Origin of the sequence: uncultured Clostridium sp. (genome assembly GCF_947072515.1) — a bacterium.
In the GTDB taxonomy this organism is placed as follows: Bacteria; Bacillota; Clostridia; order Clostridiales; family Clostridiaceae; genus Clostridium.
Genome location: NZ_CAMTIG010000046.1, coordinates 1 through 26,626 on the forward strand (window position 1 = coordinate 1; position 26,626 = coordinate 26,626).

Consider the following 26,626-nt stretch of genomic DNA (forward strand, 5'->3'; position numbering starts at 1 on the left):
TCAACCGAAAGTAATATTCCTGATTTTAGAAGTTCTAATGGTTTGTTTAATGAAAAACTTAATATGACCTTTAGTCCTGAACAACTTGTATCTCATACTTTTTATATTAAATATCCTAAAGAATTTTTTAATTTTTATAAATCTAAGCTTATCTATCCAGATGCAAAACCTAATATGGCTCATATTTCTTTAGCTAAACTAGAAAAAATGGGCAAGCTCAAAGCTATTATAACTCAAAATATTGATGGTTTACATCAATCTGCTGGTTCTAAAGTAGTATTTGAGCTTCATGGTTCTGTTCTTAGAAATTATTGTACTAGTTGTGGACAATTCTATGATGAAAAATTCATTTTAAATTCAACAGATATTCCAACTTGTACTAATTGTGGTGGCTCTGTTAAACCTGATGTTGTACTTTACGAAGAAAATTTAGATAATACTATTATAAATAATTCTATAAATGCTATTTCTAATGCTGACACTTTAATAATTGGTGGCACTTCCTTAATTGTATATCCAGCTGCAGGACTTATTAATTATTTTAAAGGTAAAAATTTAATTTTAATAAATAAATCTTCTACTTCTGCTGATAGTAAAGCTACTTTAATTATTAATGATTGTATTGGAAAGGTTCTTGAAGCCGCTACTAAAAATCTTTAATCCACATTTTATGTTGATTTAAGTTTGATATTAATTATTTCTGTGGATTATTATATAAAATCCACTTATAAAAATCGCCTTTTTGGAAATTCTAATTTTGAAAGAGGTGATTTTTATTATGAAAAAAAATTTAAAACGTATTAGTCTTATTCCTTTATTATTTCTATTTTCCTTATTAGGAAGTCCACTTACTTCATTTGCTCTTAACAATGAAGACATTCCTGTAAATGAACAAGTTCTTATTTTAGACAATGAAAACTTTAACAAACTTCCTGAACGTTTTAGAAAATCTACGGATCCTATTGAGAATCCTAGTAATTTAAATTTAGCAGGACTAAATACTCTTAATATTTCTGGAAGTCAACAGTATTCTAAAACTGGACTTTCTTTGGTTAAAGAGCAACTTCCTAAAAATAAAAATCTTGTTTTTGTAGATTTAAGACAAGAATCTCATGGTTTTATAAATGGTTTACCTGTAAGTTGGGAAGGTGACGGTGACAAAGCTAATATGGGGCTTAGTTATAATCAAGTAATTGCTAGAAATGATGCTCAACTTGCTAGTATTAAAATAGGAACTCCTATTAATATAAAAGGAAAAACTATCACTCCCAAAGAAGTTTATTCTGAACAAACTTTAGTAACAAATAATAAAGATAATTACATTAGAATAACCGTTACCGACACGAAACTCCCAACACCAGAAATGATTAATCTTTTTGTTCAATCAATAACTAAAGTACCTAAAAATTCTTGGATTCATTTCCACTGCAAAGAAGGTATCGGTAGAACTACTGTATTTATGACTATGTACGATATGATGCATAATGCAAAAAACGTGCCTATGAATGATATTGTTCTAAGACAAATTAAACTTGCAAATCTTGAAGAGAAGGAAGAAGGACTTGAAAGTAAGGATAGAATGGATTTCTATACTGATTTTTATGCTTACTGTAAAAAAGGTGATTTTACAAAAGGTTTTTCTCAGACTAATTAGATAAAATACATTTGGAATTTTTAAATTTTATAGTAATTTATCATAATTTTATATTATTCTTCCTGTAAACATCTATAAATAAATAATATAGGGATTTTCATTCCCTTCAAATAAGTATCCCCTCTTAAATATTTAAGAGGGGATATTTTATCTAAACAGATACATAAATACTATATATATAATAATACTCATTATAAAAGGTATATTGATAATTTTTTCTTTATTTTTTATATATTTAAAGGTTCTTTGATTATTTACTACAATTCCATTTTTAATATTATAATTTTTTTCTAGTTTTTTTAAAATGAAAAATGCTATTGTTCCCATTAAAATAATCATAACAATTGCACTACCTAAATACATAAAATCTATTTTCTCAATTAGTTCAATTGATTCTTGATTTGTATTAACCATCATCATTATCTTTTGCAGTGTTATCGATGTTCCATTAAGTATAAAATGCATAATCATTGATGCATAAATACTTCCAGTAACTCTTACAGCATAGGCCAATATAAATCCTAGTGCCATAGTATATAAAAATTGATGAGCATTTAAATGAAATATTCCAAATAAAACCCCACTCATTAAAGCTGCTTTTAATTTGCTTTTCTCATCATATCCACTAAGAACTACACCTCTCAACGTTATCTCTTCTGTTATTGCAGGCATAACAGCTATTAATAGTAATAATATTATATATGGCGTTTCTAATATGTTTCCCATAAAGCTTTGTATTGTATTCTCAAAAAATATACTACTTATAATTCCAAATGAATTCATTAACGGTACGCATACAAAACCTAATAATATTACTAAGAAAATATTTTTTACACTCATCCTATTTAATTTAAATACCTGCTTGAAGCTTTGCTTAGTCAATATTACATAAATTATTGCTGGTATCAAAAAAAATAATGTATGATTTAGAAATAATATTATTCTTACATCTGTTATTCCTATAACTGGAAATATCCTTCCACAAATAATACTCCCTAATATACTTATAACTAACATTACACAAAAGAATATATTACTCCTATAAACTTGTCCCATTTTCCCCATAAACTCTCCTTTCTATTTTTTCCCATAGTATAAATTTCATATATACGGAGATACTTATTATTGAGGCTATTTGCTTCATTAAATTAATCGCCTCTCCCCCATTTTATTTATATACAAATATTCAATCCCTCTTACTACTCCTAAGTTAAGAGGGATTGTTTTATTTGTATAATTTATGCTTTTTATAAAATTATATTCCTATTTTCCTTCTAATACTTCTTTTCTCACCATATCTAAAGCTTTAAGACAAGCTTTTCTTCTCACTGCATTTCTATCCCCATTAAATATATTTTTGCTGACTATAGTTCTATCTTTTATTGAAACACCTATATATACAAGGCCGACTGGATTATCTTTTGTCCCACCATCTGGTCCTGCTATTCCTGTTGTAGAAACTCCTATATCTGAATTACATCTTTTTCTAATTCCTTCAGCCATTTCTTTAGCTGTTTCTTCACTAACTGCTCCAAATTTATCTAATGTCTCTTGTTTTACTCCTAATGTTCTAACCTTTGATTCATTGGAGTATGTTATAGCGCCTTCTAAAAAAACATTAGATATTCCTGGATAGTCTATAAGTGTTCCTCCCAATAATCCACCGGTACATGATTCACTTGTTCCTATGGTAATTTTTTTATTAACTAACATTTTAGCAACAGTTAGATTTAATCCCTCTTCTCCCAAATTATATATTGCATTACCTAATCTTTTTTCTATTTCTTTAATAATAGGCTCTATTAATATTTTGCATTCTTCTTTTGTTTTTGCTTTAGCCGTAACTCTTAGTGTTGCTTCTCCTTCTTTTGCATAAGGTGCTACTGTTGGATTTTCCCCTTGATCTATTAAATCTTGGACTAAGTTTTCTACCTTACTTTCACCAATACCATATATTCTTATTACTTCTGATACAATCGTATTTCCTGTAAGCTTTTCTAAGTAAGGTCTAACACTTTCATTAAACATCGGTTTCATCTCTTTAGGTGGTCCTGGCAAGACAATTATTATTTTACCATTTTTTTCTAGTATAGCACCTGGTGCTGTCCCATTATTATTTTTAAAAATTTTTGCTTCTTTTGGGAAATATGCTTGCTTTTCATTACTTTCAACACATTCTCTTCCCATTCGTCTAAAATATTCTTTTATTTCTTTTAAACTTTCCTCATGCAATTCACTTTTAAAATCAAAATATTCACAAGCTAATTCTTTTGTCATATCATCCTTAGTGGGTCCAAGTCCTCCAGTAGTAATTATTATATCACTTCTTGAAAACCCCTCTTTAAATGATTTAAGCATTCTTTCTTTATTATCTCCAACTACACTTTGATAGTATATATCTATTCCCATATTAGCCAATTCTCTAGCTAAGTATTGTGCATTAGTATTTACAATATCCCCTAAAAGTATCTCTGTTCCAACTGATATTAATTCACATTTCATAATTACATAGGCTCTTCTTAAGCCTATTTCACCTCCTCTATTGTATTCTTATTATAACACTTTCCCTATTACTCTATAAAAGAAAATAGGCATCTTAAAGATGCCTATTTCTAACTAAATTTTTGTTTATAGTATTTTCCGCTTTGTAATGTTGAAATACCGTATTGATAGAATCCTATAAATTGCCCAGTATATTTTGTTATACTCTGTGATTGTAATTCTACTACTTCACTTTGCATATTATAATTTACATATATTTTTCCATCTTGACGAATATTTATATCATTATTTGTAACTGGTTCTTTTAATTGAATAGTTTTACTTGCTTCACTTGGATTATTTAAATTCTTAGTTATTATACTCTTAACGTAACCATATTCCATTTCTCCTAAGTAAATAACTCCATTATCATCTACTCCTAATATAGTTAATGGATTTTTTGTATTCATATCAATTTGTGCATTTGGTTGTGTTATGTGTAATACAGTTCCTTGATTTGCTACATAAATTAATCTATCCTGTGTTGGCATAGTATCCATACTTCCTAAGTAATTTACTACTGGGTAAACTGGTTGAGCACTAGTTTGATTTATATTTATTCTATAAATCATATTATTAACTCTAACATAAGTAACCCCTGTTATCGTTGATGCTTTAATATCAAAGTTAGTTAAACTTTGTCCGTACTCACAAATATTAACTAATTTTCTACTTTCTCCATTTTGAGCATCTGTACTATATAATACGACTTCTCCATCTACATTTTGAAGTGTTAAAATCATATCTCTTCCTACAAGCCATCTTGCACATAATACTGGAGAATTTGAACTTCCTAAATCTTTCGTATTTCCTGTAGATGAATCTGCTATTTTATATACTCCATCATCTTTATAAGTTATATATACTCCATCGAAAGATATACCTATGTTACTTGCATTTGATGGAATTGCTACATGAATTGTTTTTTGATTCATATTATCTGATATAGATATTTGCTGCATACTAACATCAGTGTCATCTTTAAAGTAGGCATTATTTAGATAAAATAATACACTGCATTGTAATACAACGGATATTAATACCCATAATACTATTAGTTTTATTTTTCTCATCTTCTTACCTCTCTACTTAACGACTACTGCTGATGCTATATATCTTTCTCCTAATCCATTTGATAAGTTATTTATTACCTTACCATCTAGATACATTGTAGAAGATTTACCACCATCTAAGTTTATTGCAGTTACACATTTTCCTTTTGTAAGCATTAATGATTGAAGTTCTGTTATAGTTGCGCCTAATCCATCTACTATACTTCTACCATCGATAACCATCATAACAATTGATCCATCTGCTCTTTGCCCAATTGCAGTTCTTGGTGCAACTCCCCAAGATGCAGATACACTGCTCAAGTCTAATGGTTGCCCGTTTTTAATAAGAACTGGTCCAAAACTTACCGCTTGAGTAATTCCCATATTTTTAAGTTGTTGAAGTGTATAAGATCCAGCATACATTTTCCCTTCAGCATCCATTGCCATACAAGGTGTTTTTTGACCTGGTTTTAAATCTGAGAATACTTCTTTTCCATCAGAAATGATAACCCCACTTGGTGTTCCTCCATTTCCTGTCCAATTAGCACTACTTGAAGTATCTACAAACGCTCCACCATTAACAGCTGCTACTGCATTATTATCCATTGCCATTTGTGATGTAGTCTCTCCCTTTTTGTAAAGACTATTTGTATATGCTATTTTAATTCTCTTAGGATTTTTTATCACCATCATATATCCTGTATATTTTGAGTTTTCAAACTTATATAAGTCTATAGCATTACTATGGGTACCTGTAATATCCACTGTGGACCCATTATCGCCTGTAGCTGTTTCCCCTTTTGGTGCAGAGTTTAAAATTTGATCTATTCTTTCCTTTGATAAAAATGCTGTTGCCAAATACTGATGTCTAAATGTAGTCATTGCTGATCCTACATATATTCTTTTAGCATTATCAAAAGGTCCGTATAGAAGAATAAACGGTGCTGTTACAACAGTAAATATTAGTTCAAAAACTATAAAGGCTATAACTAATTTCCACTTAATCTTTTTTTTCTTCATAAGAACTCTCCTAATTACATAATATTTTTCATTATATAATTTTTTCAAAGATTTGAATTAAATAAAGAATAACATTTCTAAATAAGTTACTTATTGTTCATTAATTATACATATTTGTTCTTCTCTAAATATTTTTTCTTCGAAGATAATTACATTTTCCTTACTTTTTCCTTATATTTAAATTAAATAATTACATGCTTAAAATATCAGCATTTTATATAATCAAAAATAAAAAAGTGAATTAAAAATAGTTTCTTTAAATTAAACTATTTTTATTCACTACATTCATTAATTAACTATTAATTTTTTACCAACCTGTTGTTGCATTTTCTTTTGTAAAATGTGTTCCATCATTTTTAAACTCAATTTTTATATCATTATTATCTACTATAATTTTTGTTAATGTAGCTTGTCCCATAACTTCACTATTTACTTCCGTATCTTTAAAATAATACATTAAGGCTTTTAAAGTTATTCCATGAGCTACAATTAAAATATTCCTTCCTTCATTATCTAATATTATTTTATCCATTCCTATTTTAACTCTATCTCTAACTTCTTGTAAGGTTTCTCCCTTTGGTGCTCTCATTTCTGTATTTCCTTGCATTATGAAATTCATATTCCATGAAGGATTAGCTGCCATTATCTCTTCCATTATCTGTCCTTCAAATTCGCCAAAGTTCATTTCCATAAGATTTTCTTCTGTTATTAATGGTATTTCTTTTTCACCTTTTAATATTTCAGCTGTCTTATAGGCTCTCTCTATAGGGCTTGTATAAATTTTATCTATTTTTATTTTTTTCATTCTTTCTGAAAGCTCTTTTGCTCTCTCTATTCCAAATTTCGTAAGAGGTGAATTTCCTCTTCCTTGTAATCTTTTTTCTAAATTCCATTCCGTTTGTCCATGTCTTGTCAGATATATCGTTGTCATTTTATTTCCTTCTTCCTAATCTTAAAGTCTAAATTTTCTTATATGCATTATTAAGTAAATCACTTCTTGTTTAGATAATCTATAATTAAATTGCTTTTTTATATAATTTTCTATCTTATTAATACATTGCTTTTCTTCTTTATATTTATTTACTACCATCTCATAGAACTCTGCATCTTCATCCTTAATTTGTGTTCTTTTAAAAATTCTTTGAGCAAAAAATTTTAAATGTGTTAGAAATCTCATATAATCTAAAGAGTTTTCATCAAATTGAATGTTAAATTCTCTTTTAACTATACTCAATATCTTATTAGTCATAATCGTTATATTCATTGTATTAGACATGTCTTCATTCAATGCTGCATTTATTATATGTAAAGCTATAAAACCTGCCTCATCTTCCGAAAGACTAACACCAGTATATTTTTTGACTATTTCAATTCCTACCAATCCTACTTTAAATTCTTTTTTATAAAGACTTTTTATTTCCCAAAGTATCGGATTATCAATTCTTATGTTTTCTCGCTTCCTTGTAACTGCAAAGAAAAGATGGTCTGTAAGAATTATATATATAACTTCATTTAATGTAATTTTCAATTTTTCTTCTGCTAGTGTAACTATATCTTTTGTTATTGTTAAGTATTCTGCTGGTGTCTCTCCCATCAATTGATTGAAGCTCCTATTTTCTTTTTCACCTTGAAGTTTAAAAACTTTTTCAATATTTTCTGGACTTATTATATCTCCAACCTTTTTTTGAAATCCCACACCTTTCCCCATCACTACAATTTCTTCCCCATCGATTATTGCAATGACTACATTGTTATTTAATATCTTGTTTATTCTCATGGCCCCTCCTATCACAATATTATTCAAATATTTATTTTCGTTTACAATTACAATTATTTCTCATAATATTCTATAATAATTATATTATCATCTTTTTAATTTTTTTCAAATTTTATTAATTTTTTATTGACGTTCTCTATCTAACATGATAACATTTACTTGTAAAGCAGTAAATAATTGTTACTATTAAATTAGGCAATTTTTTCAGCTATAAATTTAATAGTGTAAGATTGTTACTTTAATAGACAGGCAAGACTTAAATATATGTAAATCTAAGATTTTTTATTTCTATATGATTTATAAATATTTAGGTCTTTTTATTTTATTTTATAACCTAAAGGTTTCATTTATAAAATTTTATTAAGGGGGAATTATAATGTTACAAACTTTACAAAGAATCGGAAAAGCAATAATGCTTCCAATTGCAGCGCTTCCAATCGCTGGTATTTTACTTGGTGTAGGAGGAGCTTTATTAGGAATCGCAGGACTTAATAATCCACCATCAGTTTACGAACCACTTATAGCTTTTGTTAATATCCCAGCTATTACAGCTATTTTAACAGTTATGAAAAATATAGGTGATATAGTTTTTGGAAACCTTCCATTACTATTTGCAGTAGGTGTTGCTGTTGGTCTTGCTAAAAAAGATAAAGGTACTGCTGGTCTTGCTGCAGTATTTGGATTCATTATCATGAATCAAGTTATTTCAACACTTTTAACTTTAGGAGTTACTCAATTAGGTGTTGTTACTCCTGATAATGTAGGTGAATATGGAACTTATGTTACTACTAACTTAGGTATATTTACACTTAACATGTCAGTATTCGGTGGAATTATTACTGGTATTGTTACTTCAATATTACACAATAAATTTTATAATATTGAATTGCCAGCAGTTATAGGATTCTTTGCTGGATCAAGATTTGTTCCTATTATTACAGCTTTAGTTATGGCTTTAGTTGGTGCTGTTTTAGCATTTGCATGGCCAGTTGTTCAAAATGGAATTAGTGTTATAGCAGAAGTTGTTAAAAATGCTGGTTATTTCGGTAGTTTCTTATATGGAGTAGTTGAAAGAGCTTTAATCCCATTTGGACTACATCATGTATTCTATACTCCATTCTGGTTTGGATCTTTTGTTGAAGCTGATATTATTGTTAATGGTGCACATACAGTTGTTGCTGGAGCTAACACAGCTTACTTTGCACAATTATCAAGTATGAGTGATTTAGTTGGTGCTACTCCTGCTGTTATGTCAGAAATAGTTGCTGGTACTACAAAATTTATGGCTGGTAAATTCCCATTCATGATGTTTGGTTTACCTGCTGCTGCATTCGCAATGTATAAATGTGCTCATCCATCAAAGAAAAAAGTTGTTGCTTCACTTATGATTTCAGCAGCTGTTACATCATTCTTAACTGGTATAACTGAACCATTAGAATTTACATTCTTATTCGTTGCACCTATCCTTTATGGAGTTCACTGTTTACTAGCTGGATTATCATTTATGTTAATGGATATCTTTAATGTATTTATAGGTATGACATTCTCTGGTGGATTTATTGACTTCTCACTATTTGGATTATTACCTGCTGGAGCTGGTGTTCCAACAAAATGGTTTATGGTTGTAGCTGTAGGACTAGTATATGCTGTAGTTTACTACTTACTATTTAGCTTCATAATCAAGAAATTCAATTTAAAAACTCCAGGTAGAGATGAAAATGAAAAAGAAACAAAATTATTCACTAAAAAAGATTTTCAAGGTGAAAAAGATGCTGTTACTTCATCTTCTACAAGTAAAAATGATATTCAAGCCAACGCTCCGATTGTTCTAGATGCTTTAGGTGGGGAAAACAATATAGTTAGTGTTGATGCTTGTATTACAAGATTAAGAGTTGAAGTTAAAGATAAAGCTATAGTAAATAAAGAAGCTTTTACTGATCTTGGTGCTGCTGGTGTAGTTGAAGTTGGTAATGGTGTACAAGTTATTTTCGGCGCTAAAGCTAACTCTTATAAAAATGAAATTAACTCAATTATTGGAGAAGAATAATTTATCAGCTTCTCTCAATAATCATTGATATATTTAAAAATTCAAAATTAAGTTATAACCCTATAACTTATAAAAAAGAGGTTCTTTCATAAACCCTACTCTCTAACTAATCTATCTTTATGATAGTATCCTCTTTTTATTAAATTGCCTTATATATTTTTCAATACAAAAAGGATTGTATCTTTTATTAGATACAATCCTTTTAAATTATTTTTTCACTATTCTTATCTCAATACCTTCCATTCTTCTTCCTTGTCCCATAGATCCTGCCATTTGTCCATTTTTAACCCATGATTGCCAACCATAATCTTCGCCTTGTACTCTATATTCAATATTATATTTACTTGCATTACTTCCTGTTAACTCTATCTTTATAGCTTCCATTCTTCTCCATTCACCAATTGTTCCTGAAAGTTGTCCATTTGTCTTCCATTCTCTCCATCCTGGATCTCCTGCTGAATGTGTAGAGTATTTTATTCCAACTCCTGCTGGAGCATTTTTAAGATTGATTTTTATTCCTTCCATTCTTCTCCATTGATATTCTGTTCCACCTAATTGTCCATCTCTTTTAGCTTTTTGCCATCCATAATCTTGACCTTGTACTTGATATTCTACGCCAAAAGCATTACTTGATTCTATTTTTATTTCAATTCCTTCTATTCTTCTAGCTTCACCCATCGTTCCTGCTGTCTCTCCATTTTTAACCCATGGAAGCCATCCTTTATCAGCCACATGTACTCTATATTTTATATCATAATTTTCTGCTATTTTTCCATTTAACTTTATTTGAATAGCCTCCATTCTCTTCCATTCTCCAACTGTTCCTGAAAGCTCTCCTTCATTTTTCCAACTTCTCCACCCTGAATCTCCTGCCGAATGTGTTCTATATGAAATACCTAAGTCTTGTGGAGCATTTTCTAAGTTAATTTTTATTCCTTCCATTCGTTTCCACTGTCCTTCTGTTCCACCTAAAGCCCCATCATATACTGAATTTTGCCATCCGTAGTCCTCACCTTGTACTTGATATTTGATTTTTAAAGTTTTATCTACAATCGGTCTTGTGTTTGCTTCTTCGTTAATTGGTGGTACAAAAGAATCCTCAACTGGTGGTACTACTGGTGGTGTTATTGGTGGTGTTACTGGTGGTACCACTGGATTTTCTTTTAATATTTCAGTTTTTATTGATTCAAAAGGATAATTTTTTCCTGGACAGTCTGTTGAATTAACATCTTTATGCTTTAAAATATCTTTCATATTATATTTATCTTTTAAATATTTTCCTAATTCAATTACACTTTTCTTTTGTGCCTCTGGCATATTTTCAATATCATATTTTCCTTCAACAGCTATCCCTATACTCTCTGCATTTACTCCTTTAGCATGTGCACCTACAGCATTTTCTGGTCTTCCTCTAAACACTCTTCCATCCTTCGTTATATAAAAATGATATCCAATTCCTGTCCAACCATTTGCTAAGTGCCAATTATGTATATCTGTAACTGGAATTGTTGAATCTGGTCTTGATGCTTCAATATGATGTAGTACCATTTTCTTTGGATTATTTGAATAATCTAAATCTCCATTCCAGTTAAAATTTGTTTCTATAATATTTAATGCTTTATTTACTTGAACTTCTTTTTGTTCTATTTGTGCAAAACTATGTTGTTTAAATGATACTTTTTCTTTATTTGCTAAATACTCATCTAATGAAATACTTAAACTCTCATCATCAAGATTTTCTTGTACTATATTCCCCTCAACTTTTTGTACTCCTAAAATATCCCCTTCGTCTTTTTTATCATTATCAGTTTCATTCTCTATTTTTACAATTTCAGTTTCATTTCCCTTATTATCGTTCCCCTCAATTCCAGTTGCTAAAGCTGTTGTTGTCCCAAAACTCAAAACACAAGCAATACATAACATTATTTTCAACCTTTTCATTAATAAAATCCCCCATTATTTCTTTCTATGAATATTAATTCTATCCACTTTTAACTATTTTATCATATTTAGTTAAATTTTTGTTACATTTTTAATATTTTTTAAGTTTTTATTAAAAAAATATGTATTTTTGTGTTATTTTATGAATTATTTGAACTTATTTTATTATTTTGAAATTTAAAATAAAAAAAGCTTCTTAAATACAAAATTTAAGAAACTTTTAAATCTAATTTTAAAATACTAGATTCTGTTGCAGGAATTGCTGTTTGAACCTATAAAAATTAGACTCTTCACTAGACTCTCTTTTTTGCTACTTTGAGTCTATCAGAATCATATTATACCATTTTTATTAAATTATATCTCTCTGACTTAATTAAATTTACCATAAATTCATATGACCATTTATCTTCTTTTACACTAAAACTATTAGTAATATTAATTTTGCTAAATTCCATATATCTAAGTCTATCAAATTCAAAGAAAGTCTTTTTATATTTACTTAATGCTCCACATGGCATTTCCTCATAATTAATATTAGAAAAATCTCTATTACTTAAGTTTATTTCTACTATATTTATTTTTCTTCTTAAATAACTTAATGTCTTTCTATATTGTCTATGAGTAAGACCTATCTTTTTTATTGTTCTATTAGCTAATTCTCTACTTTCTTTTGACGTAGTATTTGATGATTTCATCCATTTTGCTAATAATGATGGCTTTTCACACTCTAAGTCTTCTTTTAATGTTCTTCTAAAGAGTTTTATTACTGAATCTTCAACATCAGTATAAAATAAAGAATATAAATCATCCCATCGTCCATAATATGGAATAAACCTAATATTTGCTTTTACTATCTCTGGATAATTTTCACCTAGATATTTAAGTACTACTCTGAAAGCTCTCCTTTCACCAAGTCCGCCTCTCACATCTCTTAAATAAAATAATAATTTTAATGTACTCAATTTATCTTCTTCAAATGCTTCATTAAAATAATTAATTATCTCCTCTTCTGTCAACTCTCTAATTTCTTTAAATTTACTAAAATAATTATATAATCCAGAAGTAATGGGTTCACATGCACTATTGCTTTTTATTATATCTTCCTTTAATATCTTTGACATAAATACCTCTTCTTTTGTTATATTTTAAGTTATATTTTTATTTTACCTTATTAAAGTATAATATGTCTTCTTTCATTTCTCAACAATTATAAAAATACTCCATTTATACAAACTACATATTACTTTTTATTACCTTTTATTATACATTCACCATTTTCATATATAGTTTCTCCAACCTTTACTACATTATTTTCTTCAAATATCTTATTTATAATATCAAAATTTATATTTTCAACATCCTCTATCTGCATAGTAAATTCATCATGCTTACTTATTATCCCTAAGTAATCACATATATTCCCATATTCTTCTTTTTTTAATTTTTTTCTTACATTCATTATATAATTTGACATAAAAAACCTCCTTCATACCTTTATTATGACAGGAGGTCTTAATTTTTATTCTTCTTTTTCTTTATTTTCTATAAGTTTCAAAGTTTCTATCTTTGATAATTCTTCATGCCTAGAGTATTCTACTTCAAAATATCCTCTTCCAGCTGTAATTGCTTGTAAATCTATAGCATAAGTAAACAATTCACTTTCTGGTATTTCGGCTATTACTGCTTTTAACTCTCCTTCTCCCTCCATTCCTAATATTCTTCCTCTACGCTTATTTATATCTGATATTATATCCCCCATATTTTCATCTGGAGTAAATACTCCAACTTTCATTATTGGTTCTAATATTATTGGATTTGCTAATTCAATTCCTCTTTTATATGCAATTGTTGTGGCTATTTTAAATGCCATTTCTGATGAGTCTACCGCATGACTAGATCCATCATAAAGAGTTGCTTTAAGTTCTACCATTGGATATTCTAATATAACTCCCTTCTTCATGCATTCTTCTAAAGATTTTTCTACTACAGGTATATAATTTCTAGGAACTGCTCCCCCTACTACATTGTCTACGAATTCTAAATTTACTTCCCCATCCTTTCTTCTTTCAAACTTTATTTTCACATCTCCATATTGTCCATGTCCTCCTGATTGTTTCTTATGCTTTCCTTGCACATCAGAATGACCTGTTATAGTTTCCCTATAATTAAATTTAGGCTTTTTAAACAGAACCTCTGCTCCAAATTTCTCTTTAAGTTTACTTTCAACAACTTCTAAATGTAATCTCGATACACCACTAATTACTTGCTCCCCTGTTGTTTCTCTTCTTTCTAAAACTAACGATTTATCTTCTTCAATTATTTTACTTAACCCTATTCCTATCTTATCTTCATTTCCTTTTTCTTTTGGATATACTGCCATATGCATCATTGGATTTCTAAAATTTAATTTATCATAAACAATACTGTTATCTACTTCTACAATAGTATCACCTGTTTCTAATGAATCTGCCTTTCCTATAACTCCAATATCACCTGCAATTACTCTATCTGTTCTCTCTAAATTTTTTCCACAAACTAAATATAAATTACTAGTTTTTTCTTCTATTTTCTTTTTACTATTTATAACAACATCATTATTTTTTACTTCTCCAGTTATAACTCTAAAATAAGATAATTTACCTGCAAAAGGATCCATTGTTGTTTTAAAAACAAATGCTGAGAATTTTTCTTTTTCATCTAAACAAATATAATCTTCTTCGCCATCTTCTCTAATACATTTTTGCGCTAATGATAAAGTTGGATTTGGGAAACACATTACCATATCTTCTAAAAGTGTATTTATTCCTATACCTTTAATCGCACTTCCACACATTACTGGTGCAATTTCCCCTCTTGCACATCCATCTAGAAGACCTGTATAAATCTCTTCTTCACTTAAATATCCTTCTTCAAAATATTTTTCTAAAAGATCTTCCCTTGTTTCAGCAACCGCTTCTGTTATCATTTCCTTACATTCTGCAACTTTTTCTTTTAAATTTTCTGGAATATCACTCTCTTCCATTTCTTTTGTTTTTGGATTATATATTCTTGCTTTTTCTGATATTACATTTATTACCCCTCTAAATTCCTCTGCTTTACCTATAGGATATTGAATTGGTACTACACTTATTCCAAACTTATCTTTCAATTCTGAAAATACTTTATCAAAATCTGAATTATCTCTATCCAATTTATTTATGAAAAATGTTCTAGATAACTTTATTTTATTACAGTAATCCCAAGCTTTTTCTGTTCCAACTTGTACTCCTGTTGCACCACAAACAACTATATTAGCTAAATCTACCGCTCTCATTCCTTGAATTGTTTCCCCATAGAAATCAAAATATCCTGGCATATCTACAATATTTATTTTTATATCTTTATTTTCTACTGGAACTACTGAAAGCGAAACTGAAAATCCTCTTCTTTTTTCTTCTGCTTCGAAATCACTTATTGTATTTTTATCTTCTACTCTGCCCATTCTATCTGTCAAACCGCTTCTATATGCAATTGCTTCTACCAAAGAAGTTTTTCCTGTAGTTCCATGACCCATAAATCCTATGTTTCTAAGATTTTTAATACAATACTCTTTCATATTTATTAAGTTTATGCTTGGTAAACATAAACCCCTTCACCACCTTTTCACAAAACTCATTTATTCTATATTTATGAAAAGGTTTAAACTTCTATGATGATTTTAAAATATAAAAAAATAAAAATATTTAAAAATCTCTAATGAGTGTTTTTAAATATTTTTACATATTTTTTCCTATGAAATTTCAAAAAATTCTAAAGTTATATTTTCCGAATTTTCAACTTTTGCAATTATATCTTTTGCTTCATTATTCGTTTTTATTTTAAATTTAAAATTTGATATAGTTATTTCATTATCTACTAATGTAACTTTTGTAGATAAAATTATTGCATTATTATCCTCTAAAAACTCTTTAAAGCTTTGATATCCATTACTATTTGTTTTTATTTGTATTTCTAAGTGATTATTATAAAATTTTCTTCCTATTCTACTTAATACACTAAATACTATGAGTATTATAATAGTTGAGCAAACACCCAATATGTACATTCCTGATCCAATTACCAATCCAATTGCTGCTACACACCAAACTCCTGCTGCTGTTGATAATCCTTTTATAGAACTATTATCTTTAAATATTACACCTGCTCCTAAGAATCCAATTCCAGATACAACTTGAGCTGCTATTCTGCTTGGATCCACATTTACATATGTTCCTAAAACTTCTGAAAAACCATATTGTGAAACTATCATTATTAATGCCGATCCTACACAAACTAATATATGAGTTTTAAGTCCAGCTTCTTTTGAATGAGATTCTCTTTCATATCCAATTACTCCACCTAAAATAACAGCTAGCAATAATCTTATTATAAAATCTACTTGTATATTTAGACTTCCAAAAAAACCGACAATTTCTTTCATTATCTATTACCTCTCTTTCTTTGTTTTTATTATATTTAAATAATTATTTTATAAAATAATTCCAAAACTCTATCTCATTTTTAATTTTTATTTTACGATTTCTCTTATATATAATTTTTTATACGTTAAAATAAAGAAGGCTATAAATAACCTTCTCTACTTCCTTCTAATTATAACATACAACAGGAGTTCCTGCTGAAATATTGTTAAATATAGTCTCTGCTACATTTGGAGGTAAATTTACACATCCATGTGATCCAGATTTCAAATAAATATCTCCACCAAATTTATTTCTCCAGTCAGCATCATGTAATCCAATTCCTCCATTAAAAGGCATCCAATATTTAACTGGCACATCATAATTTTCACCTTTTAATCTTGCATTTTTCTCTTTATATTTTACATAATAATATCCTGGTGGTGTACCATGTTTTTCACTAACATTTCCTGTTACTGTATCACTTTCAATAACAAGTTTTCCATCCTTATAAAGCCAAACTTTTTGAAGTCCTAAATTTACTTCCACATAAGTATTTCCTACACCATCTTCTCCATAATTAGCTTCTTTTTGTGAAAATATAAGATTCATATTTATATTTTCACCTTGCTTTATGCTTTCTATAATTTTATCTGTTTCAGCTGCTTCATTTAATTTCCATCCATAATCTCCACCTGAAACTATAACTGTGTTTCCTAATGAAGTTTTAAATGGTCTAGCTTTACCAACAGTATTATATTTAGTTGCCAATGTCTTTACATATTTAGCAACAGCTGCTTCATTAATAACTACATTCATATCTTTATTTACGCTAAGCCATCCACTAATTGTATCTCCAGTTAATACAGTATTATTATCTCCAAAAGTAAATGTTATTTTAGTATTCACATATTTATCTAAAACTTCTTTAGCCCTTAAAACTTCTGGTGATGTTTCAGTATACTTTGGTTTTTGATAACAATTATCTTCTTTTAAATTTATAACCGCTTTATTGTTTTCAACAGCATTTAAAATATCTTTGTCCAATTTTTCTTTATCTACTTTATTTCCTTCTACTTGTTTAAGTATTTCATATTGCCCATTCACATATTTAAATGTAGGTTCTTTAGGCGATACTCCTTTACTAAAAATATTTATGCTATTTAAGTAATTATTTAAAACTCCAGTATCATATTCTGTTGCTATATCTAAAGTTGTATAATTTTTATTAAAAATTCTAAAAATCCATGCAAAAGGTGCTTGTCTATCTTTTAGTTGCTCAATTGCTTCTGAAAGATTTACATTTAGTCCTATATCTTTGCTTGTAATATATTCCTTATCTCCATTTTCCAAAATAAGTTCTATTTTAAAATTATTCAACTTATCTTCTACTTTAGTTATTGCATTATTTACAGTATCTCCTGAAACATTTACTGAATTAATTGATGTATTAAAATAAAAATGATTCATAAAATATGCAGATATTCCTAAATAAACTATTAGTAATATTGCAATTCCTACACCAATACCAATAAAATTTTTTTTCATTTGTTCTTACTCCAATCATTGTTTTTATAATAATCCCCTATTTAAGATTTCACTATAATATTATCATACTTTCATTATAATAGTTAATTATTTAAGTTAATCAATGTATTAATATTTTATATTTCTATATATAAAGTGAGCCACTATTTGTAGCTCACTTTATTAATTTTATTTAATCATAGAATTATTTTTATAATAATTATTTTTAATTATATATTCTGCTATTGTGTATGCCTTCTCTAAATGTTGTTTTTCCTTTTCTGAAGGATTTCCTATTATTTCATTTCCTTTTATTATCGTTGAATTAATATTTGTATTTAATAAATCTCTTCCCATTAATGGCACTTTGGATTTTACCCCTAAAAGATTCAATACAGTAGGCATTATATCCATATGGCCTCCTATTGTAGCTATTTCTTTACCCTTCATTCCCTCACTATATATTATCAATGGAATTTTCTTTTCATAATCTTGCCACCAATCTCCATCTAAATCTATAGATTCTAACTCTTCATTATAATACTTATGGATACCTCCATGATCTCCATATATCACCAAAATGGTATCTTTCATCATCCCAAGTTTTTTTAATTTATTTATTAAAAATCCTAATTGTTCATCTGCATAATGAGAACTTTGAAAATATCCTCCAAGTTTTGTTTTATCTAAATTCTCTGGTAAATTTAATGCCCTATACTTTTCTTTTATATCAAATGGTCCATGATTAGAAAGATTCGGTATCATTGAAAAAAATGGTGCTTTTTCACTACTTAATTTATCAATATATTGATTATAGAAAGTTCTATCTGATAGTCCAAATCCTACAATTTCATCAAAATCATATTCATTTCCATCCCAGATATTTTTAAATCCTAATGCATTTTTATGTGCTTTTGCCCAACCATAATCTCCGCCTGGCTCTGCTCTTGTAGATATTGAATTATATCCGTCAGTTTCTAAAACTTTCGCCATGGATGGATATTCTGTATATGGATTGCTTATAAATGTAATACTATCTCCCAAAGTTAGCATTCCCGTATTAACCATCATGTCACAATCAATGCTGTTTCCTCCATTATTTTGCTCATAAACATTTTTAAAATAGAAAGAATGTTTTGTTAGCTTATTTAATACTGGAGTTATTTCCTGCCCATATACTTTTTCTCCAATCACAAAATCCTCTAAAGATTCCATTTGAACAAATATAACATTTTTTCCTTTCAGCAATCCAAAATCTATATTTTGTTTCGAATTTTCTTTATTATTTTTAAACCAATTATCTACAACATTCATTTCTTCTTGATTTGGTTTTATATTATATGCTTTAATAGCTTTCCAGTCCTGATATATATTATATGCTAATGGCCACATATTTCTCATTTCAGGTGTTGAACCCCAATCATCTCCAATAAAAATTGTCTTTCCATTATCAGTTCGTCTAACATCATATTTATAATATGTACCATAAATCGCAACTATACAAACTAAAATCCCTATTATTGAAATCTTTATATTCCTCTTCTTATCTATAAATAGTTTAGTCTTCATCAAAATAAAAAAAAGTATCGGTAAGTCTACTATATATATTAAATCTTTCCAACTTAAATTTATTAAACTTCTATTCATCGGATTAAATAATCCCGGAAAAATTAAATATCTTATTCCCAAATACTCTCCTGATGCTCTAAAGTACCACAAGTTCAATATTAAAAATATAGAATATACTAAATCAATTATAAGTAAATACGTCAATTGTTTTTTATTTTTAAATAAATATGCTGGAAAAATTAAAATCAATATAGTTGCTAATTGCGTTGGCAATAACTTTATAATTGGAACAAATACTGCTACAGTATATCCTGTTTTAGATGTTCCTATAATAACAAATATAATAGTTTTTATAACCATCATCAAAAATACTACCCATATTATAAAATTTCCTACTTCTATATTGAGCTTTTTCTCTTTTAAAAACTTCTCTAAATTCATTTATCCCCCTCTTATTATCCATTTTATATTTAAATTCTTTTTAATTACTTTATTTCAAAAAAATACTATTACTAATATAATGCATATTATATCAAAAAACATCGTATTTCGCAGTATTTTTCTTATCTCTATAAATATAAAAGCACTATAATATATTTTTACTAAAATTATACTATAGTGCTTTGTTTTACTTTTTTCTAATTGCTTTTTTCTCTAAATGTCCAAAATCTATTTCCAGCAAAATTAATTAATGTTGTAATTACTAATGCTACTCCCTGAGCAATAGTTTTGTTAAGTCCACAGTCCTTAACTAATATAAATAATAGTATATTATTTATTCCCATTACAATTAAATTAACAATAATAAATTTTATTGCTACTTTAAGCGATTTACTTTTTGCTTGGAATACCCATATGTTATTCCATACGTAGCTATTCACCATACCAGCTATATAACCAATAGAGTTAGCTACTATATAATTCACTCCAAAATGTATAAGTATATTATATACTATTAGAGTTATTGTAAAATTTATTACTCCTACAAATCCAAACTTAATTAACTTTTCCATTTTTAATCCTTTCTAATCCTGCAAGTGCCATAATTATAAATATCCATGCAACTATATAAGCATATCTACCCTGAGTTTCCGTTATTAAATATGTTATTCCATATCCACAAAACATTATATAAAATAGATTTATTAATCCATTTCCTTCTCTAGATCTTTTTTTATTAAATAATCCAATAACTACAAATAACATTATTGCAGTAAATACTAATTGGAATATTCCAAGTCCACCATTATTAAAATAAACATGCATTTGACTAGGTTTCATATTTAGTTCAGTCCAATACATTCCTGATGCAGTTCCTTCACTCCATTGTAAAACATATTTTTCTAAATAAAACTTAGCTAAAACTGGTTTTGGTGTTTCTGTTAATCTATCATATATTATTTTATCACAAGCCTTAATAATTTCTTTCTTATTAAAATGATACTTTTCTGGAATAGCAGCATCTTCCGGATTCCATCTACCACCACTTTGCACATTAGTTCCTTTTAATATACTCGTTATATTAGGTTCTGTTCCATTAGTTAATAATTCATTTGTAACTCCTGTTCCTATAAATACTAACCCAGTACCTACAGTTACCAACTGAAAGGCTATTATTAATAATACTATTCCTTTAGCTTTTATTTTCCACTTTTCTTTTACATAAATAATAATAAACATAATTAACGCTACTAATGTTACTACTGCAACGGTTCTAAATAAATTTCCTATTCCAAGAGCTATCCCTGCTGCAAAATACCACCATGAATTAAGTTTCTTCTTAACACATAATATAAAAATATATATACTTAACATATAAAATGGTATTGCTATATTTTCTGTTACTAATACTCCAACATACGTAATAAATGGTGGAAATACAGCTGCTAATATAGCTCCTATCATTCCATATTTTTCACTATCAAAAACTTCTTTAACTATTTTATACATTAAATATATACACCATAAACTTAAAACTAGATTTACACCCTTCATAGCAATTATATTTGAAACTGGGAATAACTTTATCATAGATGCCATATATACAGCCATTGGAATTAAATGTGGAAATCTTCCTAGATATCCTGTTCCAATAAATGCTGAATTATCACCTTTTAATAGCTCCTGCCCACTTACATACATTGTATGGAAATCTGATTGTGGCACAGTATTAGCATTTAGCATCCACAATATTCTTAAAATTGCTCCCCACACCAAGATTAATATTATTTTTGTTCTTAAAGATATATTTTTATTATTAACTATATATATACCTCCAAGAAAAGTTATAACATATACCGCTATTGTAATCACCGTTGATATATCAAAAGTTTTTGTATACACTGCAACAGCTCCAAGGGCTGTTATTAAAATCAGCCCTAAAAGCAACTTAAGTGCATTAGTTACAAAAGCAGTAAATCCTAATCTGAACTTCTCCATTTACTTACTCCTAACCTATTCATTAAATTTATTCCATTCATAGCAAGAATAATAAATATCCAACACATTATAAATGTATATCGATCTTGCCTTTCAGTAATTAAAAACATTATTCCATAACCACAAAATATAAAGTAAATAAGATTAATTCCCATATTTTCTTTAAAGCTTTCCTTATTAAATAATCCTAAAAAAGTAAAAGCTATTAATATCAAATAAAATAATCTTATATACCAAATTCCATTTTGACTTATTCGTACTATCATTTCAGAATCATTTAAACTATGTTCAGCCCAATATGCTCCTGAAAATTCACCATTACTCCATATCCCTGTATATTTTTTATAATAAAAATCTAATAATTCTTTCAGTGAAGATTCCTTAAATCTATTTAATATTATCTCTTTACAAACTTCCTCTATCTTACTCTTATCAAAATTATATATCTCAGGTATCATAGCGTCTTCATGTGTCCATCCACCACCACCTTCAATATTCGTCCCTTTAAGAATATTAGTTATTTTTGGTTCACTACCATCCCAAATATGTTGTTCTGTAAAGTTTATCGCTTTCAATCCAAAGCTAATTATAGCTAATGGTATTATAAATCCTAAAATTACTATAATACCTTTCTTTAGTCGTTCCTTAAAAGTAAGACTAACACCAACTATAATATATAAAATAAATGCTACAACAACTATACTTCCTACCATTCTAAATAGATTTCCTACCGAAAGTGCTACTCCAGCCCCAAATACACCTATATATTTTTTATCTTTATTTATATATTTTAAAAATAAATAAATCCCTAAAATATAAAAAGGTATTGCTTGATTTTCATTACAATACACAGCTGTGTATAATATAACCGGTGGATACAGTGCCATAAAAAAAGCTCCTACTAATCCATACATGTCCTTTTTAAATATTTCCTTTACTAATAAATAAATAAAAAGAATTCCTAAACTCGAAAAAATACAATTTACAATCTTTACTGCTATATACAAATTAATAGGAAAAATTAATCGCATTAAGCTTGCAAATAACAGTGGTATTGTTAAATGTGGAAATCTTGCATAATATCCAATTCCCCTTAATTGACTAAAATCCCCTTGTAAAATTTCATGAGTTGTTCTATATATGCCATTATAATCAGAAATAGGTATACTATTTATAGATAACACCCATACTATTCTTAGTATAAATCCAATAATCAGTAAAATTATAACTATTTTTTTACTTTTCATCTTCTTCTTATATAAAAAGTAGCAAAATAATCCTATAAGTATACTTCCCCCCATAAATATAATATCCATATTTCCAAACTTCCCATTTGTCCTCTTTAAAAAATCATATGTAGTTACTAATATCATTCCAATTAAAACTATTAAAGCACTATTTACAAACCTAATAAATTTAAAACTAATTTTATCCCATCTTTCATTTTTCAGCATAAGTCTCCCCCAAAACTTTCCTTACTCCTTTTTATTACCCTATCAATTTTATCACATATACTAATTTTTTAATACTTTTAAACTTATTTATATTATTCTTAAAATCTTATTTTTTTCTTATTATTACCTTTAATTACTTTTTAATACAATCATTTTGTTATAATATTTATTGAGAATTAAAGTGAGAGTTATAAGGGGGACATAATGAAAAAAATAATACTATCTACTTTAGGAATTATTTTTGGAGCCATTTTACTTTATGGAATTTCATTTTATTTTAGTTTTTTTCAAGGAAACATCTATATTAAAGATGGAAGCGTTCAAGGTAAAGCTATAAAAAAAGAAAATCTTCAAAATTATTCTGGTCTTACAATAAACTTTGAAACTAATAATAATCATATAAAAGAACTTTCCGATTTAAATTTATCTATATTAAATCAGAAGATTCCAGATAATATTCCTATACTTTTAAAAAGTCATCGTTACTATATACCAGTAACCTATTTAGCTAAAACATTCAGTTTTGAATTTTCTGATTTAACTTTAGGAAATCAAAATTTAAACATCAATTTATCGAATTCAAAAGAATGGATACTCAATGGAAAAAAGTATTTTCCAAGAGGAGAGCTTCTAACATATAATAATGAAATTTTCATTTCACTTTCTGATATAGAATTTTTATTCAATTTAACTGCTATATTTAATGAAGATACAAATTCCATTTCATTATTAAAATCCCATTTAAATAAAATTAACTTAAGTAATCTCCCTTTAAAAGATGGGAAAGCGGCATTATTTAGATTTGAAGATGTTACAGCAGGTAGCTCATTTGCTCTAACTAGTGAACAAACAAAATTTAAAGCAATGGCTGATTATCTATATGAAAATAATTTTAAATTCAATGTAGCATGGGTACCTCGTTACATTAATCCTGAAAATAATATAGATAATGATTTACTTAAACAAAATACATTCTCAAATATAGGATTTATCAATATGCTTGATTATCTTATTAATTCTAATGGCCAAATTGGTTTACATGGTTATACTCATCAAAGTGAAAACACTGTTTCAACAGTTGGTAGTGAACTTACAAAAAAGGATAATTCAACACCGCAAGAAACTATGGAAGTAATTGAAAAAGCTCTTTTTACAGCTTCAAGCTTGAATATTCCAGTAAATTTCTTTGAAAGTCCGCACTATCATGCAACTAAAACTCAAAAAGAAATAATCGGTCAATACTTCCAATATCAGTATGAACCTTATAGCTTATTTAATTATATTGGATTAAAAACAACCAAACATGATAATTTATTTATTCCAACACCTCTAAGCTATATAAAAAATAGGGATCCTTCATCTCAAATAAAAAAAATTCGAAATGCTCCTCCAAACTTCTTAGTATCAATGTTTTATCATCCATCTTTAGAATTAGAATATATTACAATAAATAATTCTAATAACTATTTTGAAGCAAGTTTTTCTAATAATTCTATTTTAACTAAATTAATAACTGCTTTCATAGAAAATGGCTACACTGCAATTCATCCAACTGATTTTGGAAATTAAAAAAGAGGGGTCTATTCCCTCTTTTTTAACTATAATTTATCACTTAACCATCTATTTTTCATATTTATAAATACAATTATTAAAAATGCGAACGCACCGCCACATGAATCAATTATTATATCTGTAAAACGTCCTGCTCTCCCTGGAATAAAAATTTGATGAATCTCATCCGAGCAAGCATATACAACTACTAATATTAATGCCAAGAATCTTGCCTTTCTTGTAGAAATATAATATCTAATCACATTATACCCCAAAATCCCTAAAATTGTATATTCACTAAAATGAGCACCTTTCCTTACGAAAGTTGTTATTCCTTCTATATTCCGCTCCGTTACATGTATTCCCATTTTTTTAATCAATTCAACAATAAAATTACTTTGTGAATTTGAAATATCCGCTAGTTGATTGGACATAAAAAATATTAATCCCATCCAAAATATCAATAGACCCCAAGCAATTCCTAACTTTCCTTTTTTACTCATATTTTATAAATTCCCCTAACTTACTTCTATAATAAATTGTAGTATAAATTATAAATTCATAAATGACAAGAGTATTAATAAATAAATTTAAATATTTTAATTTTATTTATTGCTTAGAGTCCATATTAAAATTCCGTATTATTTTTCGTCGATTATATATCTATTTATATAGGCTAAAGATTCTTCTAAAATTGCTTGTCCTTTTTCCATGTCATCTATTTTTAACTCTAAATTATGCATCCTTTGATTTATAAAATGCAACTCTTCTTTAACTTCATTCAATAATTTTTCCTGTGCTGAGACTTGATTTCCATACTCATCAATAAATATTTTTTCAGGTGCTTCTCCACATTCAACACATTTAGCAAAACATGTTTTTCTATCTGTATCCATAAATAATTTAAATGCTTCATTTCTGCACTTTTTACAAGTTGAAACTAAATAATATCCTACATCATTCAAATTATATTCTGATTCATTCTCACACTCTGTGCATGTAGCCTGTATCTTCCCATCTATACTATTTATAAAAAAATTATTTCCACTACACCCATCTCTATGACACACTACAGTTCTTATCATAATACATAGCCCCTCCCAGTTTTAATCATATTCTAATTTAATCTTCTCTAAATAAACTATATGCTTTGTAACTTTTGAATATTACTTAATTAAATAAAAAAACTAAGAGCTAATTTTAAAATCTAACTCTTAGTATCCTTCTTCTTCTGTTTCTCATACATACCCTACATATTATTTATTTTTTCTTGTAATTCTTTAATTTTCTTATCGATTTCTGAAGTTTTTTTATTTGCTAAAACTAAATCTCTTTTTTCTAATTTTAATTGCTTGAGAGCCTCTTTTAGTTCATCAATAATAGTCACAAAAACACTTCCCATCCCCTAGCTTATCATTTAGCTATCCATATTTTTATTATATAATTAATTATTTATACATGTGAAAACTGTCATCCTTTCAGATGTTTATTTTATTATATCATATATATACCTTATTTTATTCTTTTTGAAAAAAATAAAAGCCATGAACATAAGTTCATGGCTTTCCACCTATTTGGTGGAGGTAAGGAGATTCGAACTCCTGACCCCCTGCGTGCA

The 26,626-nt window shown here is 27.7% G+C and carries 23 protein-coding genes; 4 read left to right on the forward strand and 19 right to left on the reverse strand.

The window, feature by feature from the left end; genetic code table 11:
* The coding region (locus Q0W06_RS14585) for an NAD-dependent protein deacylase (protein ID WP_297637181.1) at positions 1-660 on the forward strand (660 nt) is incomplete at its 5' end.
* Between the two features lie 118 nt (positions 661-778).
* The gene (locus Q0W06_RS14590) at positions 779-1,654 is read left to right on the forward strand and encodes a hypothetical protein (protein ID WP_297637183.1); all 876 of its coding nucleotides are present in this window, start codon (positions 779-781) and stop codon (positions 1,652-1,654) included.
* A gap of 147 nt (positions 1,655-1,801) precedes the next feature.
* Here Q0W06_RS14590 and Q0W06_RS14595 read toward each other — a convergent pair whose 3' ends face one another.
* The 6 genes from Q0W06_RS14595 to licT form a co-directional block, all read right to left on the reverse strand.
* Entirely contained in the window at positions 1,802-2,719 is a 918-nt protein-coding gene (locus Q0W06_RS14595; protein WP_297637185.1) for a type II CAAX endopeptidase family protein, read from the reverse strand.
* A 198-nt stretch (positions 2,720-2,917) separates the two neighbouring features.
* Positions 2,918-4,156, reverse strand: a complete 1,239-nt coding sequence (locus tag Q0W06_RS14600) for a competence/damage-inducible protein A (protein WP_297637188.1) — start codon at positions 4,154-4,156, stop codon at positions 2,918-2,920.
* A 110-nt stretch (positions 4,157-4,266) separates the two neighbouring features.
* A complete protein-coding gene (locus Q0W06_RS14605) occupies positions 4,267-5,268 on the reverse strand; it encodes a hypothetical protein (protein WP_297637191.1) in 1,002 nt (333 codons plus the stop codon).
* Between the two features lie 12 nt (positions 5,269-5,280).
* Positions 5,281-6,267 (reverse strand): phosphodiester glycosidase family protein, encoded by a 987-nt coding sequence (locus tag Q0W06_RS14610; protein ID WP_297637194.1) that lies wholly within the window; start codon positions 6,265-6,267, stop codon positions 5,281-5,283.
* Positions 6,268-6,574: 307 nt separating this feature from the next.
* A complete protein-coding gene (locus tag Q0W06_RS14615; RefSeq protein ID WP_297637196.1) occupies positions 6,575-7,198 on the reverse strand; it encodes a histidine phosphatase family protein in 624 nt (207 codons plus the stop codon).
* A 21-nt stretch (positions 7,199-7,219) separates the two neighbouring features.
* On the reverse strand, positions 7,220-8,044 hold the full coding sequence (gene licT / locus Q0W06_RS14620; RefSeq protein WP_297637199.1) for a BglG family transcription antiterminator LicT: 825 nt from the start codon (positions 8,042-8,044) through the stop codon (positions 7,220-7,222).
* Positions 8,045-8,420: 376 nt separating this feature from the next.
* Here licT and Q0W06_RS14625 point away from each other — a divergent pair, with 376 nt between their 5' ends.
* Positions 8,421-10,091: a PTS transporter subunit EIIC gene (locus tag Q0W06_RS14625; RefSeq protein WP_297637202.1), complete on the forward strand. Its 1,671-nt coding sequence runs from the start codon at positions 8,421-8,423 to the stop codon at positions 10,089-10,091.
* Positions 10,092-10,298: 207 nt separating this feature from the next.
* On the opposite strand, the gene Q0W06_RS14630 is transcribed toward Q0W06_RS14625, so the two are convergent.
* The 10 genes from Q0W06_RS14630 to Q0W06_RS14675 all read right to left on the reverse strand — a co-directional run bounded on the left by Q0W06_RS14630 (position 10,299) and on the right by Q0W06_RS14675 (position 23,457).
* Complete coding sequence (locus Q0W06_RS14630; RefSeq protein WP_297637205.1) at positions 10,299-12,032, reverse strand: N-acetylmuramoyl-L-alanine amidase; 1,734 nt, start codon at positions 12,030-12,032, stop codon at positions 10,299-10,301.
* A gap of 335 nt (positions 12,033-12,367) precedes the next feature.
* Entirely contained in the window at positions 12,368-13,153 is a 786-nt protein-coding gene (locus Q0W06_RS14635) for a DUF2828 family protein (RefSeq protein WP_297637207.1), read from the reverse strand.
* A gap of 119 nt (positions 13,154-13,272) precedes the next feature.
* On the reverse strand, positions 13,273-13,506 hold the full coding sequence (locus tag Q0W06_RS14640) for a hypothetical protein (RefSeq protein ID WP_297637210.1): 234 nt from the start codon (positions 13,504-13,506) through the stop codon (positions 13,273-13,275).
* Between the two features lie 45 nt (positions 13,507-13,551).
* The gene (locus Q0W06_RS14645; protein WP_297637213.1) at positions 13,552-15,627 is read right to left on the reverse strand and encodes an elongation factor G; all 2,076 of its coding nucleotides are present in this window, start codon (positions 15,625-15,627) and stop codon (positions 13,552-13,554) included.
* A gap of 174 nt (positions 15,628-15,801) precedes the next feature.
* Positions 15,802-16,491, reverse strand: a complete 690-nt coding sequence (locus Q0W06_RS14650; RefSeq protein ID WP_297637215.1) for an MgtC/SapB family protein — start codon at positions 16,489-16,491, stop codon at positions 15,802-15,804.
* A gap of 166 nt (positions 16,492-16,657) precedes the next feature.
* Positions 16,658-18,016, reverse strand: a complete 1,359-nt coding sequence (locus Q0W06_RS14655) for a peptidoglycan binding domain-containing protein (RefSeq protein WP_297637217.1) — start codon at positions 18,014-18,016, stop codon at positions 16,658-16,660.
* Positions 18,017-18,184: 168 nt separating this feature from the next.
* A complete protein-coding gene (locus Q0W06_RS14660; RefSeq protein ID WP_297637220.1) occupies positions 18,185-20,005 on the reverse strand; it encodes an LTA synthase family protein in 1,821 nt (606 codons plus the stop codon).
* A 197-nt stretch (positions 20,006-20,202) separates the two neighbouring features.
* Positions 20,203-20,577: a GtrA family protein gene (locus Q0W06_RS14665; RefSeq protein ID WP_297637222.1), complete on the reverse strand. Its 375-nt coding sequence runs from the start codon at positions 20,575-20,577 to the stop codon at positions 20,203-20,205.
* Complete coding sequence (locus Q0W06_RS14670) at positions 20,561-22,003, reverse strand: glycosyltransferase family 39 protein (protein ID WP_297637223.1); 1,443 nt, start codon at positions 22,001-22,003, stop codon at positions 20,561-20,563. The genes Q0W06_RS14665 and Q0W06_RS14670 overlap by 17 nt, the downstream gene beginning before the upstream one ends.
* A complete protein-coding gene (locus Q0W06_RS14675; RefSeq protein ID WP_297637226.1) occupies positions 21,985-23,457 on the reverse strand; it encodes a glycosyltransferase family 39 protein in 1,473 nt (490 codons plus the stop codon). Before Q0W06_RS14675 ends, Q0W06_RS14670 begins: the two co-directional genes overlap by 19 nt.
* Positions 23,458-23,661: 204 nt before the next feature.
* On the opposite strand from Q0W06_RS14675, the gene Q0W06_RS14680 reads away from it, so the two are divergent.
* The gene (locus tag Q0W06_RS14680) at positions 23,662-25,026 is read left to right on the forward strand and encodes a DUF2334 domain-containing protein (RefSeq protein ID WP_297637229.1); all 1,365 of its coding nucleotides are present in this window, start codon (positions 23,662-23,664) and stop codon (positions 25,024-25,026) included.
* Between the two features lie 29 nt (positions 25,027-25,055).
* Here the strand turns inward: Q0W06_RS14680 and Q0W06_RS14685 are convergent, their stop codons facing one another.
* From Q0W06_RS14685 to Q0W06_RS14695, 3 genes are all read right to left on the reverse strand, one after another.
* On the reverse strand, positions 25,056-25,511 hold the full coding sequence (locus tag Q0W06_RS14685) for a VanZ family protein (protein WP_297637232.1): 456 nt from the start codon (positions 25,509-25,511) through the stop codon (positions 25,056-25,058).
* 138 nt (positions 25,512-25,649) lie between these two features.
* On the reverse strand, positions 25,650-26,093 hold the full coding sequence (locus tag Q0W06_RS14690; RefSeq protein WP_297637235.1) for a hypothetical protein: 444 nt from the start codon (positions 26,091-26,093) through the stop codon (positions 25,650-25,652).
* Between the two features lie 164 nt (positions 26,094-26,257).
* Positions 26,258-26,395 (reverse strand): hypothetical protein, encoded by a 138-nt coding sequence (locus Q0W06_RS14695; RefSeq protein ID WP_297637238.1) that lies wholly within the window; start codon positions 26,393-26,395, stop codon positions 26,258-26,260.
* Positions 26,396-26,626 lie beyond the last annotated feature (231 nt).

Bases quoted from the DNA above. Each gene is read 5' to 3' on its own strand.
- Q0W06_RS14635 (WP_297637207.1), bottom strand. From the start codon at position 13,153: ATGTCAAAGATATTAAAGGAAGATATAATAAAAAGCAATAGTGCATGT.
- Q0W06_RS14685 (WP_297637232.1), bottom strand. From the start codon at position 25,511: ATGAGTAAAAAAGGAAAGTTAGGAATTGCTTGGGGTCTATTGATATTT.
- Q0W06_RS14670 (WP_297637223.1), bottom strand. From the start codon at position 22,003: ATGGAGAAGTTCAGATTAGGATTTACTGCTTTTGTAACTAATGCACTT.
- Q0W06_RS14590 (WP_297637183.1), top strand. From the start codon at position 779: ATGAAAAAAAATTTAAAACGTATTAGTCTTATTCCTTTATTATTTCTA.
- Q0W06_RS14615 (WP_297637196.1), bottom strand. From the start codon at position 7,198: ATGACAACGATATATCTGACAAGACATGGACAAACGGAATGGAATTTA.
- Q0W06_RS14630 (WP_297637205.1), bottom strand. From the start codon at position 12,032: ATGAAAAGGTTGAAAATAATGTTATGTATTGCTTGTGTTTTGAGTTTT.
- Q0W06_RS14675 (WP_297637226.1), bottom strand. From the start codon at position 23,457: ATGCTGAAAAATGAAAGATGGGATAAAATTAGTTTTAAATTTATTAGG.
- Q0W06_RS14610 (WP_297637194.1), bottom strand. From the start codon at position 6,267: ATGAAGAAAAAAAAGATTAAGTGGAAATTAGTTATAGCCTTTATAGTT.
- Q0W06_RS14690 (WP_297637235.1), bottom strand. From the start codon at position 26,093: ATGATAAGAACTGTAGTGTGTCATAGAGATGGGTGTAGTGGAAATAAT.
- Q0W06_RS14625 (WP_297637202.1), top strand. From the start codon at position 8,421: ATGTTACAAACTTTACAAAGAATCGGAAAAGCAATAATGCTTCCAATT.
- Q0W06_RS14600 (WP_297637188.1), bottom strand. From the start codon at position 4,156: ATGAAATGTGAATTAATATCAGTTGGAACAGAGATACTTTTAGGGGAT.
- licT (WP_297637199.1), bottom strand. From the start codon at position 8,044: ATGAGAATAAACAAGATATTAAATAACAATGTAGTCATTGCAATAATC.
- Q0W06_RS14645 (WP_297637213.1), bottom strand. From the start codon at position 15,627: ATGAAAGAGTATTGTATTAAAAATCTTAGAAACATAGGATTTATGGGT.
- Q0W06_RS14605 (WP_297637191.1), bottom strand. From the start codon at position 5,268: ATGAGAAAAATAAAACTAATAGTATTATGGGTATTAATATCCGTTGTA.
- Q0W06_RS14660 (WP_297637220.1), bottom strand. From the start codon at position 20,005: ATGAATTTAGAGAAGTTTTTAAAAGAGAAAAAGCTCAATATAGAAGTA.
- Q0W06_RS14680 (WP_297637229.1), top strand. From the start codon at position 23,662: ATGAAAAAAATAATACTATCTACTTTAGGAATTATTTTTGGAGCCATT.
- Q0W06_RS14595 (WP_297637185.1), bottom strand. From the start codon at position 2,719: ATGGGGAAAATGGGACAAGTTTATAGGAGTAATATATTCTTTTGTGTA.
- Q0W06_RS14650 (WP_297637215.1), bottom strand. From the start codon at position 16,491: ATGAAAGAAATTGTCGGTTTTTTTGGAAGTCTAAATATACAAGTAGAT.
- Q0W06_RS14655 (WP_297637217.1), bottom strand. From the start codon at position 18,016: ATGAAAAAAAATTTTATTGGTATTGGTGTAGGAATTGCAATATTACTA.
- Q0W06_RS14640 (WP_297637210.1), bottom strand. From the start codon at position 13,506: ATGTCAAATTATATAATGAATGTAAGAAAAAAATTAAAAAAAGAAGAA.
- Q0W06_RS14665 (WP_297637222.1), bottom strand. From the start codon at position 20,577: ATGGAAAAGTTAATTAAGTTTGGATTTGTAGGAGTAATAAATTTTACA.